8 protein-coding genes are annotated in these 18,373 nt (G+C 61.4%); all 8 read right to left on the minus strand.

The window, feature by feature from the left end; all coding sequences use genetic code 11:
- Positions 1-8 precede the first annotated feature (8 nt).
- Positions 9-1,817: a serine/threonine-protein kinase gene (locus tag AB0P14_RS01130; RefSeq protein ID WP_363836685.1), complete on the minus strand. Its 1,809-nt coding sequence runs from the start codon at positions 1,815-1,817 to the stop codon at positions 9-11.
- Positions 1,814-3,853, minus strand: coding sequence for an FHA domain-containing protein (locus AB0P14_RS01135; protein ID WP_363836687.1), 2,040 nt, complete (start codon positions 3,851-3,853; stop codon positions 1,814-1,816). Before AB0P14_RS01135 ends, AB0P14_RS01130 begins: the two co-directional genes overlap by 4 nt.
- Positions 3,846-4,910 (minus strand): protein phosphatase 2C domain-containing protein, encoded by a 1,065-nt coding sequence (locus AB0P14_RS01140; RefSeq protein WP_363836689.1) that lies wholly within the window; start codon positions 4,908-4,910, stop codon positions 3,846-3,848. The genes AB0P14_RS01135 and AB0P14_RS01140 overlap by 8 nt, the downstream gene beginning before the upstream one ends.
- Entirely contained in the window at positions 4,907-6,727 is a 1,821-nt protein-coding gene (locus tag AB0P14_RS01145) for an RDD family protein (RefSeq protein WP_363836691.1), read from the minus strand. The genes AB0P14_RS01140 and AB0P14_RS01145 overlap by 4 nt, the downstream gene beginning before the upstream one ends.
- A gap of 104 nt (positions 6,728-6,831) precedes the next feature.
- Positions 6,832-9,474: a transglutaminaseTgpA domain-containing protein gene (locus AB0P14_RS01150; protein ID WP_363836692.1), complete on the minus strand. Its 2,643-nt coding sequence runs from the start codon at positions 9,472-9,474 to the stop codon at positions 6,832-6,834.
- The gene (locus AB0P14_RS01155) at positions 9,471-10,802 is read right to left on the minus strand and encodes a DUF58 domain-containing protein (RefSeq protein ID WP_363836694.1); all 1,332 of its coding nucleotides are present in this window, start codon (positions 10,800-10,802) and stop codon (positions 9,471-9,473) included. Before AB0P14_RS01155 ends, AB0P14_RS01150 begins: the two co-directional genes overlap by 4 nt.
- A gap of 99 nt (positions 10,803-10,901) precedes the next feature.
- Complete coding sequence (locus AB0P14_RS01160) at positions 10,902-11,873, minus strand: MoxR family ATPase (RefSeq protein WP_363836696.1); 972 nt, start codon at positions 11,871-11,873, stop codon at positions 10,902-10,904.
- Between the two features lie 198 nt (positions 11,874-12,071).
- The gene (locus AB0P14_RS01165; protein WP_363836698.1) at positions 12,072-18,308 is read right to left on the minus strand and encodes an Ig-like domain-containing protein; all 6,237 of its coding nucleotides are present in this window, start codon (positions 18,306-18,308) and stop codon (positions 12,072-12,074) included.
- Positions 18,309-18,373: the final 65 nt, after the last annotated feature.

The following is an 18,373-nucleotide window of genomic DNA, read 5'->3' on the forward strand; positions in this document are numbered from 1 at the left end:
CAAATTTCTCAGTAGTCACTGCTAAAGCATTTCCGAATCTCTTCTGAGACCTGCCCGTTCTTGCGCAGCAGCTTGACGGCAATGCACGATGAGCCATTGGCGTCATTGACCACAAAAACTTTATTGTCAGTAATTCTCTTGAACTCGCCGGCATCAACCACGCTGACGGCGGCCCACATGTACTGGTCGCCCTCCAGCGGTTCCGGATTTGTCCACGTCCATTCGGCCCCGCCATTGATGGGCTTGGCCGTCAAATCAGTCACTTGCGGAACCTCCGTGCCCACCACCAACGCCGTGGGCGGCGGGGTGGAGGGATCAGTGCTTGGGCTGGCCTGTTCCGGTGCCCCAACATTGAGGAACACAATAATGCCAATGACGACGCCGGCCACCAGTAGCAGCCCGGAGATCAGCCCCAGCCACTTGCCTTTTTTCTTCGCCGGTTCCAGCGTGGGAACGTGAGCGTCTGCGGCAGGGGCCAGCACTTCGCTGCGCCCCACCGTCTGTTCCAGGATGTGCCGCTGGGCGAGCTGGCTCTGGGCAGCTTGGTTTTGCCCCTGGCTCTGGCTCTGATTCTGGTTCTGGCTCTGGGCCGGGCTGCGCACGGCCGTATCATTCCAGGACGTAGCCGAGGCGATGTTCGAGTAGCTTTTGCGGACGGTGGGACCACCGGTGGTGTCCTGTGATGGGACGGTCTGGCCATTGCGGGTCAGGCCAGTGCTGGACCCCGTTACGCCGGGGACAGTGTTAATGTGCGGCGGCGCCGTGAATGAGTTCCCTCCGGCCGGAGTTCCGGGACCTGTGGAGTGCTGACCCCCGGAGGTGTTCCGGGACGGAAACGTCGGGTTGCTGGTACTCGCATCTGGATCGATGGAGACGATGGAGCGCACCCGGGTGGCCTCTGAATAGTCATCAGAATTGCTGGGCCGACCGTCATGGACAACCACGTCTTCCTGCACCTCAAAGGGCGTCACGGAATAGTTCAAATCGGCCTGCACGCGCATGAGTGCCCGGGCAAAATCCTTGGCACTGCTGTAGCGCGAACTCGGGTGCTTGGCCATGGCCGTTGCCAAGACCATTTCCAAGGCTTCGGGAATGTCCGCCCGGCCCAATTTGGGCAACGGCATGGAGGCGATCCGGTCGCCAATGATGCGGTACGAATTCTCCGCACCCGGAATGACGAACGGCGAGTGTCCGGCCAACAATGTATAAATAGTGGCGCCCAGAGCCCAGATATCGACCTTCACGCCGTCCGTTGCTCCCGAGCCAAATGACTCAGGTGGCGACCACGGCACAGACATGCCGCCGCCGTCGTCCTGCTGGGGATCGGTGGTTCCGGAGATACCGAAGTCGGTCAGGGCCGGCCGATTGTAGTCGGTGACCAGAATGTTAGCCGGCTTAATATCCCTGTGCGCAATGCCCGCACGGTGGGCGGTTTCCACGGCGGAGGCCACCTGGATGCCAATTTCCATGGCCTTGTCAGCACTGAAACGGCCCTGCTTGAACTGTATGTCCAGACTGGGGCGTGAGCAGTACTCCATGGCCAGGTAGGAGTGACCGGAATCAGTGATCTGGGCCTCGTAGATCGTCACGATGTACGGGTGCGCGGACAGCTCCGCCATGAGGTTCGCCTCGGACTCGAAGCGGGTCCTGGCACCAGCGGTCTTCAAGTCTGCGGTGAGGACCTTGACAGCTACCTTGCGCCGAGGACGTTCCTGTTCGTACAGGTACACCTCGGAAAAGCCGCCGGAGCCCAGACCGGAGATAAAGGTGTAGCCCGGGAGCTGCGGGGGCGCCGCAGCTGCTCGCCTATTGCTCACAGCAGGCCGTCAAAGAGGAGGGAGATACCGTCTCCCAGTTCGGCAATATCCCCATTGAGCAAGATGGCTTGCTCGCCCTGGCTCAGACGACGCGGAGCCTGGCCCTCGCGCACCAAGACAGTACCGTTGGTGGCTTTCAGATCCACCAAGAGCACATCCCAGCCATCAAGGCGCACTTCCACATGGGAGCGTGAAATATCGTCGTTGCCACTCTTGACCTGAACCAATCGGGGCATGGCACCGCCCATGACACGGGACACCGAAGGCTGGCGGCCAATGATGAGTGAATGGTCCAGCTCCACCGATTCACCGCTGGAAATGTGCATAATGCCCAGTCGCGGACGGCCCACTTCACGGGGTTCGGAGTTGAGCAGTGCACCGCAAGCCGAGCACTGTGAACGGCTGGGCGGGTTGGCATGACCGTGTAAGCACAGGCGCGCCAAAACCATGGGCCCGGTGGGTGGTCGCGATTCCAGCGGCGCCGCGGCGGGGGCCAGATCCCGCTGAAGATCACCACTCATGACGGTCTGGCCATCATGGTCAGGGTCAAAGGGCTCCTCGAATGCTGCTGGAGCTTCTTGGCTCTGGGCAGCAGGAGCACCCCACGGCACCGAGTCAATCATGAGAGATTCCGTGCCACCCTGACCTGAATCGGCCGGCGTTTCTGCGGCATCGTCAGGTGAGCCAGCAGCTTCAGAGTCGGCACCCTGTGAGCCGTTGCCAGTCAGCGGCGGCAGGGACGGCAAGGGGGGAACTACTGGATCGGCGTTCACCGCGGCGATGGGTTGACCATTCTCATCGAGGCGAACAGCCGCATCTTCCACACTCCGGGCCACGGTGGGACCCCACAAGTGGTCGTAGGAAGTGGTGAAGGCTGCCTCATCAGCAGAAGAACCCGCCGGCGCATCTTCACCCACTGACGGGTCACCGTCCTGATCGGACTGCGCCTGGCCAGCCTCAGCATCACCAGCCTCTTCCGTGTCAGAATCATGCAGCTCAGATTCATTCCCAACCAAAGGCTCCTGGCTGGACTCTCCATCGAATTCTGACGCCGAGGCTTCGCCAGCATGGGCAGCAGACTCTTCCTCCTGCAGATCGGGGCGAATGGTCAGGTTGAGGTCGTTGATATCATCCTCACCATTTGCCTGGACGGGCTCCAACTGGGCGCTCCATTCGGCATCCGCCGCCTCGGCAGCCATCGCGAAGCTGGCGTAGGCATCCTCTTCAGGTTCAGCAGCCTGCTCCGCGGGCGCAAAGGGATCGTCCTTGGCCAGTGATACGGCCGGAGTCTGCGCACTGGAATCCTCAGCGAGATCGGCAGATTCTTGCACCGAGGTGTGCGCTGAATCCGCAGCTTCAGAATCCAGATCATGTTCGACGGCGGGCACGGACTCGGGTGCCCCATCCTCCCCTGCTTCCGGCACAGCAACCGGGACAAAAGCTCCAGCGCTGGCGTCGCTGGCGTGGCTGGCCGTAGTGGAAGTGGTGGCGTTTTCGCCAGCAGCCCAAGCAGTGGCGGGGGCACCGGCGTCGTCCATTTCAGTGGTGGAGGCACCAGCCAACGGCACCGCAGCCGTGAACGTTCCCGAGATGGGCAAGCGCAGCGACTGCATGCGGACCACGGCCTCGCCTACGGGAAGCTCCACCTCGGTGGCCGCTGAGTCAGATTCTGCTTCTGCCAGGGTCAGTTCCAGGGCATCCGGAAGCGGGAGGGAACGCTCGCTCCAGGTGGTGACGTCGCGGCCAGAAACCAGCTCAGAGGCGCCATCCTTCTGGGCGAGGAGTGTGATGTCCCCACGCAGGATCGCGTGCAATTTATCGCGCTGCACCAGGATGGCGAAGCTGGGCAGGCCGGTGAGGCCGGTGCCGAAGGAGGCGGTGACCTCATTCAGGACGCCGTGGATGGTGGGGTCCTCGCCGAGGAAGTCCCACAACCGGTTCACGATCTCCGGGTTGGTGTTGCTCTCCAGCACGATGACAGAGCCGGATCGCACAATGCCAAGCCATGAGCCTGTGCGGTACGTGCTGCTAACCATGATTCTCCTCGGTTGAAAATGCTGCGGCGTGGGCAGGAACTGCCATGGCCGGTACTGCTGGTGCGTGCTCCGGTGGTTGCAGCCGCAATGGTAGCGACTGCGTTTGCCCAGTCTCAGGCTCAAATGGTTCTGATTCCGGGGTCTCGGTTCCGGGAGCCGCTTCTAGCGCCGGAGTTCGAACGGATTCCGGAATGGATTCAAGGACGTCCTCCACCACGGGCATGCGCGGCAGTGTGTCCTCGGGGACGGTGTCTGCGCTCTTGGGGTTGTTCAGGGTTTCCTCGCCCGTACTGCCCAAGACATTGCTGGCATCCACCACGATGACCGTGACGTTGTCCCGCCCGCCGGAGCGCAGGGCCGCCTGAATGAGCGAATCCACGGCGTCCTGCGGATGGCGCAGCGTGCTCAGGACGCGGTGGATCTGCTCGTCTCCCAGCTCTCCCGAGAGGCCATCGGAGCACACTAAAATCCGGTCACCTTCTTCGACAGGGACCAGCCAGAAGTCAGCTTCGGTGTCCGATCCGGTGCCCAGGGCGCGCGTCACCACGTGCCGGCGCGGGTGTACCAGGGCCTCCTCGGCCGTGATCAGCCCGCCGTCGACCATTTCCTGAACTTCAGAATGGTCCACACTGATCTGCGAAAAGACGCCTTGGCTCAGACGGTATGTGCGGGAATCGCCCACGTTGAACACCAGCCAGTACGGCACGGTACGTTCTTCCACCAGCACCACTCCACTGACAGTAGTGCCGGCCCGGGCGTTGGTCAGCTCCCTGATCCTGGCATCGGCTTGGCGCAGTGCCTGTTGCAAGTCCGACGCCGTTGCCTCCCGGGAGCCCGCGCTTAGCAATCGCTGGTTGCTGAGTACCTCAATGCACTCACGGCTGGCGACCTCGCCGGCTTCATGCCCTCCCATACCGTCGGCGACGGTAAAGAGCGGATCGGCGGCCAGAAAGGAATCCTCGTTGAGTTCCCGGCGCAGTCCGCGGTCCGTGCCAAAACCAAAACCTAAACGGACCCCGGACTTGGTCTCGTTCTCATGTCCATCCGAAGAACTCATGCTTTCTCCACCAAAAAAGACCTGTCGCCGAAATGCACCCGCGATCCGGGTTCAGCCAAGGCTGGGGAGCCACCCACCAGCGGGCTCTTGGCCCCATTGGGGGTTGAGATGGCACTACCGTTGGTGGAATTACGGTCGGTAACCCACAGGCCTTCGGCCGCAGCACGGAGGTGGAGGTGAGTCTTGGACACCGATCGGGTGGAGTCTTGGACGGAGATCAGACGCGAAATCATCTCACCATCGTAACCGGCGGGGTTACGGCCAATCAGCGCCGTAGCTGCCAAATCCTCGGTGCGCCCATCATCAAAACTCAACCGAAGGGCAGTCCTGGAACTGTGTGGCCGGGCTCGGGTCTCCCCCGCCTCGTCGTCGGCGTGCGCAGCCGGAGCCTGCGGGGTCTGGTGCGCCTGCGGGGCCTGGTGGGCCTGCGGGGCCTGCCCGAATTCTTGCGTTGTCTGAGGTGCCTGAGCGAAGTTCTGTTGCTGCGAGCCCTGAGCCTGCCCGAACTGCTGGTTGCTTTGAGAAGCAACCGGCGGTCGAGTGATTCCTGGGACATTGGTGATGGGTCCCGAAGCCACCGGAAGATCCGAGGCAGGCGCAGAGGCAGGAGGCGCAAAGGGATTGCCCTGCTGATTCTGCTGGAACTGCTGGAACTGCTGCTGATTCTGGAATTGCTGCCCCTGTTGGCCCTGCTGTTGGCTTTGGAACTGGATGGCAGGAGCCTGCTGGTTCGGCTGGTTCTGGAAGGCGATGGCGGGAGGCGCGAAGGGATCGGGTGCGGCTCCCTTCTTCTTGCGTCGTCCACCCTTGACTGCCGGTGCAGGGGCAGGCGCTGCGGAAGAGGCCTCGGCGCCCGGGAACGATCCGGTGAATGCGACGGGCGAGCCCTGTTGCGAACCCTGGGCAGAACCTTGTCCGTATCCCGGTGTTGTGGAAGGCGCAGCGGCCGCAGAAACACCGGCTCCTGCCCCAGGCTTGTTAACGGTGCGGGCCATCGGCGAATGCACCGGAGAAATGGTGGATACCTCAGCCGGGGTGAACTTCTCCCGTTCGGCAATGCCACCGGTTTCCAGCGGATTGCGACCATTCTTGACGTTGAACACCAAGGTGTGGGCTACCTTGTCGTGCCAACCCTGACGCTTACCATTCTTGTCCCACGTATTGGAGATCAACATCAGGATCGGGCCAACTGTGGGCACCACACTGCTCAGACTGACCATCAAGGAGCGCAAGAAAATCGCCAGCAGCCCGGCCGGGTGGCCGTCCATATTGGTGGTGCGAATACCGAGCATGAGGTTACCCAGAGTCTTACCCGACTTGGCCTCCCACAACCACTGCCACACAACATAGGCAAGTGACAGCAACGACCCAACACCCAGCAGGACCAACAACCATGTCAGGTTCAGCTGGGTACCACCGTCAACAGGCGTCGTGGAGACCAAGGCTGCTCCAATACCGGAGGCTGCGCCCAACAAGATTCCAGGCGGAACACCGTCAATGATCTTGGCGGCCAGACGGCGGCCAGCACCGGCGTTGGACAGTGCCCTTGCGGCCGCTCCGCGCGGATCATCCCCCACCTGAACGGGGGGAAGCAACGGTCCACCCATCGACGGGTCGACGTTGATGATGCCCGGCAGGCCCTGCGCTTGGTACCCCCCTTGGTACTGCTGCGCTGGGTTCTGCTGCGCTTGCTGCTGGCCCTGATACTGCGGCTGGCCAGCTCCACCGGCCCCGCTGGAAAGGCCAGGCCCGCCGGAGAAGCCGGTGCTGCCCAAGGGAACCGAAGATGGCGCCGGGGAGGCGGCCCGGTTGGACACCGTACCGCCGCAGATCGTGCAAAATGCTGCTCCCTGCGAAAGGGGTGCACCACAATTCCGGCAGGGTTCCGCCATTTGTTGCGCCATTTCCTTAAGTACCCTTCTTAGGATTTCTTCATCAACTTCGTCAGTTTGGAGCGCATGCCTGCTCCGCCTTGACCATCGTCAGAATCGCTGGCCATGAGGCTGCGTTCCTGTTCCTTATTCTGTGCTTCTGCCTTGCTCAGTTCCTTGCTAAACGCTCGGCTTTGGGCTCGAGCCTTTGCATCGGCCAGCAATGAACGTGGTGAGAATTTTGCTCGTTGCCGTTTCCAGAATCCTACCGACCCACTCATCCCTTGCACGGAATGATCCACATGTTGCCAGTATGTGGCGACTTCTTCTTCGCTGGGCTGGCCCGGTCCGAAGATGGCGGCGTCGGCGCGTTCAGCCAGCAACGCCGTGGTGCCCTGCGTTGCCGGGAAGGCGCTGTACAGCGAGACGGCAGTTTCCCGGCGGGTTCCGGTGCTATTGATTCCGGCACCTAAATCAGTGGCCAGGCTCATGACTTCCTGCCAACCACCGCCGACCCTATCCGTGGGTAGACCGGTTGTTAGCCGCTTCTTCCGGCGCCGTGTTTTCAGCACCACAATCAAGATCAGCGGCAAGGCAATAATGAGGATCGGAATGGCAGCCACCCCAACGATCAACAAGATGGTGCCCCAAATTCCGGCTTCTTTGTCCTTCTTCGGATCAGTATCTAAGGCGTCCGGTGCACTGTCCGGCGGAAGATCGGCCGGCTCCTGCGGCGGGGGCGGCGGCTGGAGTACCTGCGGCTTGGGCTTGGAAGCGTTCTGCGGCTCCGGCGGGTTGGGCACATTGTCCTTATCCGGCGTCGGGTTAAACGTCACCCAACCGAGCCCGGAGAAGTTGACCTCGACCCAAGCGTGGACGTCGGAGCCCATCACCTTGATGCTGTCAGCTCCGTTATTGCTGTCCTTTTCATCCAGATAGAAGCCCATGACCACGCGCGCTGGAATGCCCAGATGGCGTGCCATGAGCACCATGGCTGTGGCGTATTGTTCGTCGTCGCCCACCATCTCCTTGCCGCTGAGCAGCTTGGTGATGCGCGCCGCGCTGTGGCCGGAGTTGGACGGCGTCTGACCGTCCAGGCCGTTGCTGAACTTACCCTCACGTTGCAGGGCACCTTCGAGCGCCTGCACCTTTTTCAGCGGCGTGTCCGCCTCGCCAACAATTTCGTTGGCCTTGGTACCCACCACCTGCGGCACATTCTCAAGTTTGGGCAGATTCAATCGGCCAAAGTCAGAGGCGGCCAACTTATTGCCATCGACCTGCGGGAACGCAACATCCATGGAGTACGAATCGCCCTGACCCACACCATCTAGCTTCAGTGCGGTGCCGGACTCCTTGTTCAGGTAGAGCGTGGGTGTCCCACCCTGAGCACTCTGGTAATTGAGGCTGCCAGCCACGGCCACGTTGGGAATCCAGACGCCTTCGTAACCATCAATGGCAAGTTCGACGGCGGCTCCGTCACCTTCCGTGCCCTGATTCAGCGCCTTCGGGTCACCAATCGGGGCAAAGGATGCGGAGCTATTGGGGTCCACATTGAACACCACGCCGTCGTAGTTGTCCATGGCTGCAATACGAACGCGGCCATTTTTGGGGAGCCCGTCAACGGTGAACAGCACGGTATCTTTTTGGTTCTTGACGTAGTCACGGAACTTGGTCAGCGGCGAGGGCAGAGCGTGCAAATCCGGCGGCGGGATGACGGTGTCACGCAGCACATCGCGATCGTTGGATTGTGTCAGTGCCGGGGCAGCGGCCATGGTTACGGCACTCGCCACCAGGATGACACCGGCCGCCATGCCGATGCGGCGCAGCAACGCCGTGCGGGCACCTGCCGTATCCTGCACCTGCTGGTTTGCGGAAATGGAACCGGCCATTTCTCGGCGCAAAAGTTCGTGACGGTAAGCCAGCCAGGCAATGCCACCGACGGTTAGCAGGGAACCGCGCAGTACGGGAAGGAATACTTCGGCAGTACCAAAGAGGATGGCGGTGACGAAGAGGGCTACCACCGGGATCAGGGCCCAGTGTGCCTGACGCAGCCGCCATGCCAAGGTTCCGGCCACCACTGCCGCCACAAAGGCGGACAGGTACGGAACCACCATGACATCAACGCTGGTACCAACGGGCGGCGCCAAGGTGAGCAGTTGCTTCCAGGACAGCATGATGCCCAGCAACAACCCGCGCAATGAATCAAAGCTGGGCAGGAAACCCAGGAACGCTTCATGCGGTGCGGCCAAGGCACTGCCAAAGAGCATGTAGACCAAGAAGGCCACACCCACCATGGAGATCAGGCCCAGACGCCAATGCGCCCCCAGTGCTGCAACGCCCAGACCCAGCACAATGGCACCGAACCCAGCCACCAAATACTGCGGGTCGTGACCAAAAGTGGGGCCGAAACCCAGGACGGAGATTCCCAGCACAATGGCCAGCACAGCACCGTCGATCACAAAATGCCACCACAGCCGGCCCCCGGCAAACGCCGACAACTGGTGCTGCGCAGCTGGCCGCGCCGCTCCACCCTGCCGTCGACTCTGGCTCTGACTACTCTGGCTCTGATTGCTCTGGCTCTGATTGCTCTGGGCCTGACGCTGGGCGCGGCGTCCGGCACGGGTGCTGGCAGCATCCTGTCCAGCGGCGGGTTCTTGTTGCGGCGCTGCTGCCGCACTCCGGCGGGCGTTCACGCGACGGCCTTTCTCAAAACTGCTGCCAGATCGCTGAGTTCACCCAGCGTCAGGACAGTCAGGTCGGCAATATTTGCACGGGCCGGTTGGGCCCCTGTGAAACAGCGGATCGCGAAGGCGCGTACGCCCGGCGGCACCGAGGCGGCTGCGCTGCGCAGTTGTGCAGGCGTCACTTTGGAACCAACAACAAAGAACACCACGGAGGCGTTGGGTACCAAGTCCGAGAGAGTCCGGGCTAGATCCACCGAGCTGCCCCGACGGTTATAGGACTCCAGCTTAGTCATCTCATCGAGCATGTTCCGGCCGGTTTCACAGCGGATGGGCCCGCGCTGGGTGATGATGCTCAGCTCACGACTTTCCTGAATGGCTTGGCGGCCCAGCGATGCTGTCGCGGAGATCGCCAACTCGAAATCGTCGTCGTACTCGTATTCATCCGAGTTGACGGAGAGGGCCACAGCCATGTGTGATCGGCGGGTTTCCTCGAATTGACGCACCATGAGCTTGCCGGTGCGGGCCGTGGTCTTCCAGTGGATGTGCCGGCGATCATCGCCCGGGACATAGTCACGGAGAGCGTGAAAGGCAATGTCGGAGCTGGACAAATCGCGGGTGGTCAGGCCCTCGAGGTCGCGCAGGAATCCGGCGGCCGGACCATCAAGTGCGGTGGTGCGGGGGTGCACATACAAATCCGTGGGATCCGTCCACAGCATTTGGCGGCGCAGCAGGTGCAGCGGATCGGCGCTCACCGAGCGGACCGGGCCCACCGTGATGACCGCTCGGCGCGTGGTGGGGATGGTGAAGAGGTCCTCGTGGATCTCGTTGGGCTTCATCCGTGGCAGGTGGAACAGTGCCGTGGCCTGGCCAACCGGCAGTTCCAGGGCGGCTGGCAGGACGCTGCGCGGAGACGTGTTCGCCACGGCAATGCTGCCCACGGCGTTATCGCCCACGGCAACCCGCGTGCGGGCCAAGTCCAGTTTGACCGCGTACATGGCTTTGCCCAGCACAAACGCGATGGCAATCAACATCAACAAGAGCGCCAGCAGGGCTGCCACCTTGGCCTCTTGCCAACCAAAACTGACACCGAGGATCCACAAGAGCACCGCGGCGCTCAGCACTATCCAGCCCAAAGTGCTGATGGTAGCCACGGCCGGGGCGATCCAGCGCTTGGTCCAGCTGGCTACCTTGGACCACACGGGACCCACATAGATGGTGGCCACTTTCCCTGCCTCGCGAGTGAGCGAGGCAGGGTGTAGACGGGTGGGGGTTCCGCCGCGATGGAAGGGACGTGAGAGGAAGTCCCTCACCTTCCCTGCGCTGGATTTGATGCTCATGATTTACCTTCGGATGACGGTGTTGTAGCTGTAGCCACGTTGTAACGGTGTTGCAGCCCGCGCAATAGCGATAGCGGCGGACGCAAGCCGGGCAATTATTTAGAGTGAACTGCGCTGCTGCGGTGCGGCAACTTCGGCCATGACGCGGCTCAGCACGGCTTCAGCGGTGGCGCCGGCGAATTCAGCTTCCGGGTCCATGACAAAACGGTGCGTCCACACGTACGGCGCCAATTCCTTGACATCGTCCGGCAGCACGTAGTTGCGGCCCTTGGCAGCGGCCCAAACCTTGGCAATGCGAACCATGGCGATGGCGCCACGCACCGAAACACCCAAGCGGGTTTCCGGGGCGTTGCGGGTTTCTTCACACAGGCGGGAAATGTATTCCAGCACGGCCGCGTCGGCGTGCGTGGTGGCGGCCAGATCGGCCATCTCCGAAACAGCCTGCGGGGTGATGATGGCCTGCAAGGAGGTGGTGCGGTCGCGCTGGCTGGAGCCGGCCAGCAACTGTACGGTGGAGGCGTGGTCCGGGTAGCCGATGCTGGTCTTGACCAGGAAGCGGTCCAACTGGGCTTCGGGGAGGCGGTAGGTTCCGGCCTGCTCAATGGGGTTCTGGGTAGCCAACACCATGAACGGGCGGCCCGTTTCATAGGTGGTGCCGTCCATGGTCACGCGGGATTCTTCCATGACTTCCAGCAACGCCGACTGCGTCTTCGGGGAGGCACGGTTGATTTCATCGGCCAGCACAATGGTGGCGAAGATGGGGCCCTTGTGGAATTCGAAGGCCTGCGTCTTCTGGTCGTAAATCATGACACCGGTGACGTCCGAGGGCAGTAGGTCAGGGGTGAACTGGATACGGCTATTGGTGCCCTTCACCGTGGCCGACAACGCCCTGGCCAGCATGGTCTTGCCCGTGCCCGGAGCATCCTCAAACAACACGTGACCCTCGGCAAGCATGGCTGCCAGGGTCAGACTGATCACCTGTGACTTGCCCAAGATCGCCTGTCCAACGTTGGCCACCAACTTCTCAAATGTTCCTGCAAACCACGTGGCCTGTTCGGGCGTCATGGACATAGTTCATCCTCTTTCGATTGTTTATGTTCGTGCATCGTTTGCAGCAAAACCTGCATTAGTTTATCCACTAGTTGGTGTTACTAGCCATTAGGGGCAGAAAATCGCTAACTTTCGACGCCGGTGGCAGCTTGTGCGGCTATTCGCCCGTTGAATTGGGTCCCTTTGGGATCAGGTTCCAGTGGTCGTAGCAACTGCGGCCTACCACTGACCCGGTCCCTGCGCGCATGCAGGCATCGAAGCGCTGGGCTTCCAGCCGGAGTCGCCGCTGAAGGCGTCCCAGCGGGCAAACAGGCCGTTGTTGGCACCGTTGGGTCCGCTTTGCTGACGGAACCAGTTGCCGGGCATGGAACCGGAGCGCCATACATAACAATTGCTCACGATGGTATTTCCCGGGTTCAGCCAGTGCCCACCCGAGCACGATCCACCCTGCCAGTTAGTGCTTCCCAAGGCATCCATGCAGGTCCGGTAGCCGATGCTGTGCGTCATGCTCCATTCCGTCACGGGCGGCGGCGGGGGCGGCGGGGCCGTTCCCGATTTGGAGGTGACGTTACCTGACGCGGCGCCACAACCACCGGCGTTACAGGCCCGGACATTGAGGGTGTGGGACTGGCTGAAGCCGGACGTTCCGGTGGAGTAGCTCCTGGTTGTTCCATTCGAGGTCCAGGCTGCCCCATTAAGGCTGATCTCGTAGCGGGCGATGCCACTGCCGTTGTTCCCGGGTGCGCTCCAGCTCCAGCTCACGGTCTTTTGCTGGGCCGGAGCAGTGGATCCACTCACGCCGGGCTGCCCCGGAACCCCATAAGGCTTAACCGTTGCCGATGCCGCCGAGGTATCGCTCCTGTCCCCAGCATTGGCGGTTGGCTGTGCGTACACATTGGCGTACACATTGGTACCGTTCGGGGAGTTCAACACGACGCCCGAAGGGACCCCGCAGCTGAGCCCGCCAGGGGTTAGCTTCACACAGTATTGAACCTCGCTCGTGGCGTAGCCGTTGAGCTGACTTTGTGCGAGTGCAGCGTAGCTGACTTTGACCTGCCCGCCGGCTCCGTTGGTACCCACCAAGGCAATGGTGGGTGCTGCCGGCACGCCAGTGATCTTACCCAGGGCCCGTTGCGGCGCCGACAAGGCACCCCAAGCAGTGGTGCCTGCCTTGTTGGTGGCGCGCACCCGGTACTGATACCCCACCGTGGAGGTGCTCACCGAGAAGGTGGCACTCAAGCCTGTGACGGTCTGCGTGGTAGCAGGCTGCCCACCACCGGAGCGTTCAACCTGGTACTCGGAAATGGGGTCACCGTTGATGAACGGCCGGGCCCAGGAAACACTGACCTGGCTGTTGGTACCCACGGCTCGTTGCGTCTGAACAGTAGGGGCACCAGGCACGTTCGGAATACCTGCGGGCACCACCGACGCCGAATACTTGCCCCATTCGGACGGGTTTGGCGCCTTATTGATGGCCTGCACCCGGAACTGGTATTCGGTCCCATTGCTCAGCCCGCTCCACGTCAAGGAATTGCCCGTGACCGCCGCCCGCTGACCATTCTGCCCGGCAGGTGCCGGAGAGATCTCCACATTGAACTTGGTCACCGCGGAGTAGTCGCCCACCGGGGTCACCCAGCGAACCTGAACCGACTTGTCACCAAACACAGTGGTCGGAGCCAGCGGTGCGTCCGGCATGCGGTCCGGGGTGGCACCCACGGAGGCTGGCGACGGCGGCGAGGTGCCGACGTCGTTCGTGGCAGTGACCTTGAACTTGTATTCCTTGGTGTTGGTCAAATCCGTGATGGTACAGGTGTTGGTTTCACAGTCCTGGCTGCCGCCAGTCCACTCAACCGTGTACTTGGTGATGGGTTCGCCATTGTCAGCTGGCGGATCCCACGTCAGCACCACGGCCGAGTCCTTCTCCTCGACCACCTGGGGCTTGGTCGGGGAATCCGGCCGGCCCTTGACGGTGATCTTGATGCGACCGTTGGCGTGCCGGTCCTCATTCTTGGTCTTGTCCTCGATGATGTAACGAACTATCACCGTGCCCTTGTAATCGTCGGCGGTTTTGACGGCCACCGAATCATCCTTGTTCGTCACGGTGATGCCCTCGCTGCTGGTTTCCACCGAGGTTCCCACCACCTTCAGGGGCGTGTCAGGGAAGGGATTGACATCATTTTCCAGAACCTTGACCACTTCCTCACGGCCAGCATGGGCGTCGAGGACAATATCCTCATTGGCCACGGCCAGCGGCTCGGAGGAAGAAACGGCCTTCAGGAGCACGTCGGCCGGAACGGGATCGTTGCTGCCGTCCTCCACCTGCACCTTGATGGTGCCCGTGACACCCACTTTGGTGTTGCTCTCAAGTGAAACGGTCAGCACGGTGCCATCGATTTTCACCTTGAACCCTGCAGGAGCACCGCCCACCATGGCGTACTTGAACTTGTCCTTATCGCCCGGATCAATGTCAAAGGCGAGGGGCCCGACGTCGAGGGTTACGGTTTCTTGCTGCGGAACATCCAGCATGGAACCGGTGAAGGTTGGCGGAGTGTTTTTCTTCTCCTCTTCCTTCTTTTCTTCTTCCTTGGGGTCTTCCTTCTTCGGATCGCCCTTCTTGGGCTCGTCCTTGGCCTCGGGCTCCTTGACCGGGGCAGGGTCCACCAAAGTCATGACCGTCAGGGTCGATTTGAGACCTTCAGGATCATCCGGGCCGGAGCCGTCGGTCACCTCAAAGGTGATGGAACCGGGGCCATAGAAGGCGATGTCGGCAGCGTAGTTAATGGCTGCACCATCACCGACAATGACATCGTCGTTAGGGGCGCCCAGAAGGGAGATCTTGGAGGCTTCGGTCAGGCGCGGCTTGCGGCCTTCGCGCACCTCGACGTAGTCGGAGAGCTTCATGACGGCGCTCTCACCGGCGGTCAGGCGGATGACATCATGGCTTTTGAGCACGGGGTACTGCTTGTTCAGGCCCGGAACCCAGATCACCGCCGTAGCACTGAGTCCGTCTTGGTCCGTCACGGTGTACGGGATCATTTGATCCTCAGCGCTCAGAACAACACGCACCGCGCCTTCGGACGTGATGGAGGTATCGCCGGCGGCGGCACCGGGAGCCGCTTCGACAGCAACCTTGAGTTCCTCGGTCACACCGTCGGGGTCTGCATCGTTCTCCAGCACCGGTACGTCTACTGTGTTCTTGCCCAACATCTGCTTGACGCTGACCCGGTCATCACGGGCGATAGGCGCCTTGAGGGGCGCTTCCGGGGTGACCGTCATCCGGATGTTGCCGGTGGCTTTGGCACCAAACTTATCTGCCACGGTGTACATCATGGTGGCAATGCCCGGTTCCAGCGGCGAGGTCACCAGGACTTTGCCCTTGTCCGTGACGGTGGGCAGCATTTCTTCTGGCCCCTTGAAGCCGTCCTTGACCAGACCCAGCTGGCCGCCGTCAGGATCGGAATCGTTGAGCATGACATCCAGGGAGACCTTACGCCCCGGACGCATCGTAATGTAATCGTCTTCGGTGGCCGGTGGGTGATTCATGTTCAGCACCGGGGCAACACCCACATCCACGCGGGCAATGGCCTCGGCTCCGAGCCGGTCGCGGACACGGTAACTGAAGGTGTCGGTGCCGGCCGAGTTGCCGCCAGCCGTGTAGAAAATGTAACCATTGCCGGTTTCTGCCGTGCCGAGCATGGGTGCTTTGTCGATGCCGACCAGTTCCACGGAGTCGCCGTCGGGGTCAATGCCGTTGAGGGTCACCGGGATCTTGACCTCATCGCCTGCGATGACGCGCCCGGTCAGGTTCTTGGGAGCCGGGGGCAGGTTGTGTTCGGGATCGGCGGCCACGACGGTGATGGCAACCTGAGCTGAATCGAACTGGCCTGAACTATTGGCCACCTTGTACACGCCGGTGAATTTCCCGGGGGTCTGCCCGGCAATGAAGCGCAGCTGATTCTGATCGGTGAACAGCTTGCCAGCCTTAGCATCGACTGTTTCTACAACAACCGGGGACTTCAGCACCTCGCCGTTGGGGTCAGTGTCATTGGCCAAGACGGGGATGCTGACAATGTCGCCTACGCGCACCACTGCCGTATCGGGTTCCACGCGTGGAGGCAGGATCTTATCGGCCGCCGGAATGCGGATGATGGAAATCTCGCCCACGGCGCTGCCTTCGCCGTTGGAGATGGTGTATTTGATACTCATGGAGCCAACGAGTCCGCGCACATCACTGAGCTTGATGACGTTGCGTTCAATGATGGTGGCCGAGACAGGTGCGCCGCCGGGAACATCCACGGATTGGATGACCAGCACTCCCCCGGCCGGATCCATATCATTGCCCAAAACATCCACCAGGACCGAGCCGCCGGCTGGCAGCATGGCCAAGTCCTTCACAGCGACCGGGAGCCCCGCGGTGTTCTCGGGAACCACGTCCACGCGAATAAGGCCGGTGGCGCTCATGGGCCCGTTAGTGACTTGGTATTCCAGGTACATTTCGCCGGGGGTGCTGGCAGTGAAGGTGACTGTGCCGTTGTCAGCAATGCGCGAGATCGTGGCGTTCGGCGCCTTGGAGACACTGGCCAGGCGCAGTGTCCCTCCGGAAGGATCCTGGTCATTGCGCAGTGGAGCCAGCACAATGGGCTGATCCACCACGGCACGGAAGAAGTCTGCGTTGGCTACCGGCGGCACCGAGCCACCGGTTTTGACGTTGACCTTGATCTTCTTCTCGGTGCTGTCAACACCGTCAGAGACCGTGACGGTCATGGTCTTGGTGCCAGCTTCTTCGCCGTCGTCGGTGTATTTGAGCTCGCCGTCGGGGCTGGTCTTGATGACGGCGCTTTCATCGTCAGAAACGGCGCCCGTCAGGAAGATATCGTCACCGTCGGGGTCGATCCACTCGGTGAGCACGTTCTGGCTCATGGTCTGGCCCAGCTCCACCACCATCGGCGAATCACGCATGGGCTTGGGCGCAGAGTTTTCGCTCGGCGGCACAATCCGCACATTCACATCGCCCTTGGCCGTTCCGCCGCGGCCATCGTTGACCGTGTAGCTGAAGGGCCCCGCGCCCGACTTTTCCGCTGGCACATTAATCTGCAGCCCGGTGCCGCCATAGATGGATTGCACCGTCCCCAAGACAGGGTCGACCCCGGGAGGAGACACCGTGAGCACGTCGCCATCGGGATCGGAGTCATTGAACAAAACCGGCAAAATGGTGGTCTTACCTGCGCGGACACCAAAGCTATCCGGGGCAGCTTCCGGATTCCGGTTGGGCTTGGTCCGGTCAGGCAGGGTGCTGACCACGTTGGGATCAGCGGATTCCTTTTCGGCGTTGTCGGCCTTTTTCAGATCCGTTTTCAGATCGTCCCAGTTGTTCACGAGCAGCATGTTCTGATTGACCAGCCACACATTGCCGGAGTTGATATCGTTCAGGACCACCACATCGCGGTTCTTGCGGAACACGAATTCGGAGTTGGCAGCGGCCTTGGGAATGTCCACCAGATCCCCTGCACCATTGCAGGCGAGCACGTACTTATTGGCCCCTGACCAGGCGGCGTGAACACAGCCGTTCTGGATGACTGGCGCTACGGCTTTGCCGGTAGTCCCCAGTTGCAGAACCTTCGCGTCCGATCCGTCTAACGGCGCGGTGTACAAAGCAGTTCCGGTTTCCAGCGCCACAAACTTACCCTCATCCGTGGGCTGTGCCAGTAGCGCGCCCTTGGCATCCGGGATCGCTACCTTCTTGCCATCGGGCAGGAATAAGGTGCCTCTTTCAGCGGAAAAGGCAACAGGCTTGCCGCCGGCAACAGTGAGCTGAACATCGGAGGTGTTGGACAGCCCATCAATCTTGCTACGGTCCTGGGTGGCTACCTTACCCAGGGTGTTCAGGGTTGTGGTGATGAGTTCACCGGTCTGCGCATCAACGGTGAAAATGGTGTCATTGGGTGCCGTGACGGAGACCGCATTGTGCACACCAGAAAGGATCGGGACAGTGGTCTTATCGCTGAAGCCGGGCACTTCCTGGTTGCTCATGGCCCAGACCTTGCCAGTTCCGGCATCGGTCAGCGAGACAATGTTGGTGCCTTGTGAGGTCTGCTTTCCGCCACCGATATTTGTTTCCGAGGCCATGGCCATCATGGGGATGTTGACCGGATTCAGGAGGCTGCCGCCGTCGCCGCTCATGAAAACATTGCCAGCGTTCTGCACCACGTCAAAGGTGGTGGAAGTGGCGGCGAAACCGCCGTCGAGGACCTTGGATTGGTCATTGAGGTGGCCTACTAGGCCGTCCGCGCGGTTGGTAACCCAAACGCTGCCGTCGTTGAGGTCCACATCCGCTGTGGTGAAGCCGGGGTAGACAATGGCACCGGTCACCAAAGATGCGGCCACCACGAGCGTTCCGGAGATCCCCAGGACATCCTTCTTACGCAATGTACGGCCCGTAATCGACTGCAATGCCATGTGCCAAACTCCAAAAGATTAACTGCTAGCGGGACTTTTTGCGGTGCCAAAAAGGTGAGCCAGCC

Source organism: Specibacter sp. NPDC078709 (assembly GCF_040686795.1).
In the GTDB taxonomy this organism is placed as follows: domain Bacteria; phylum Actinomycetota; class Actinomycetes; order Actinomycetales; family Micrococcaceae; genus Specibacter.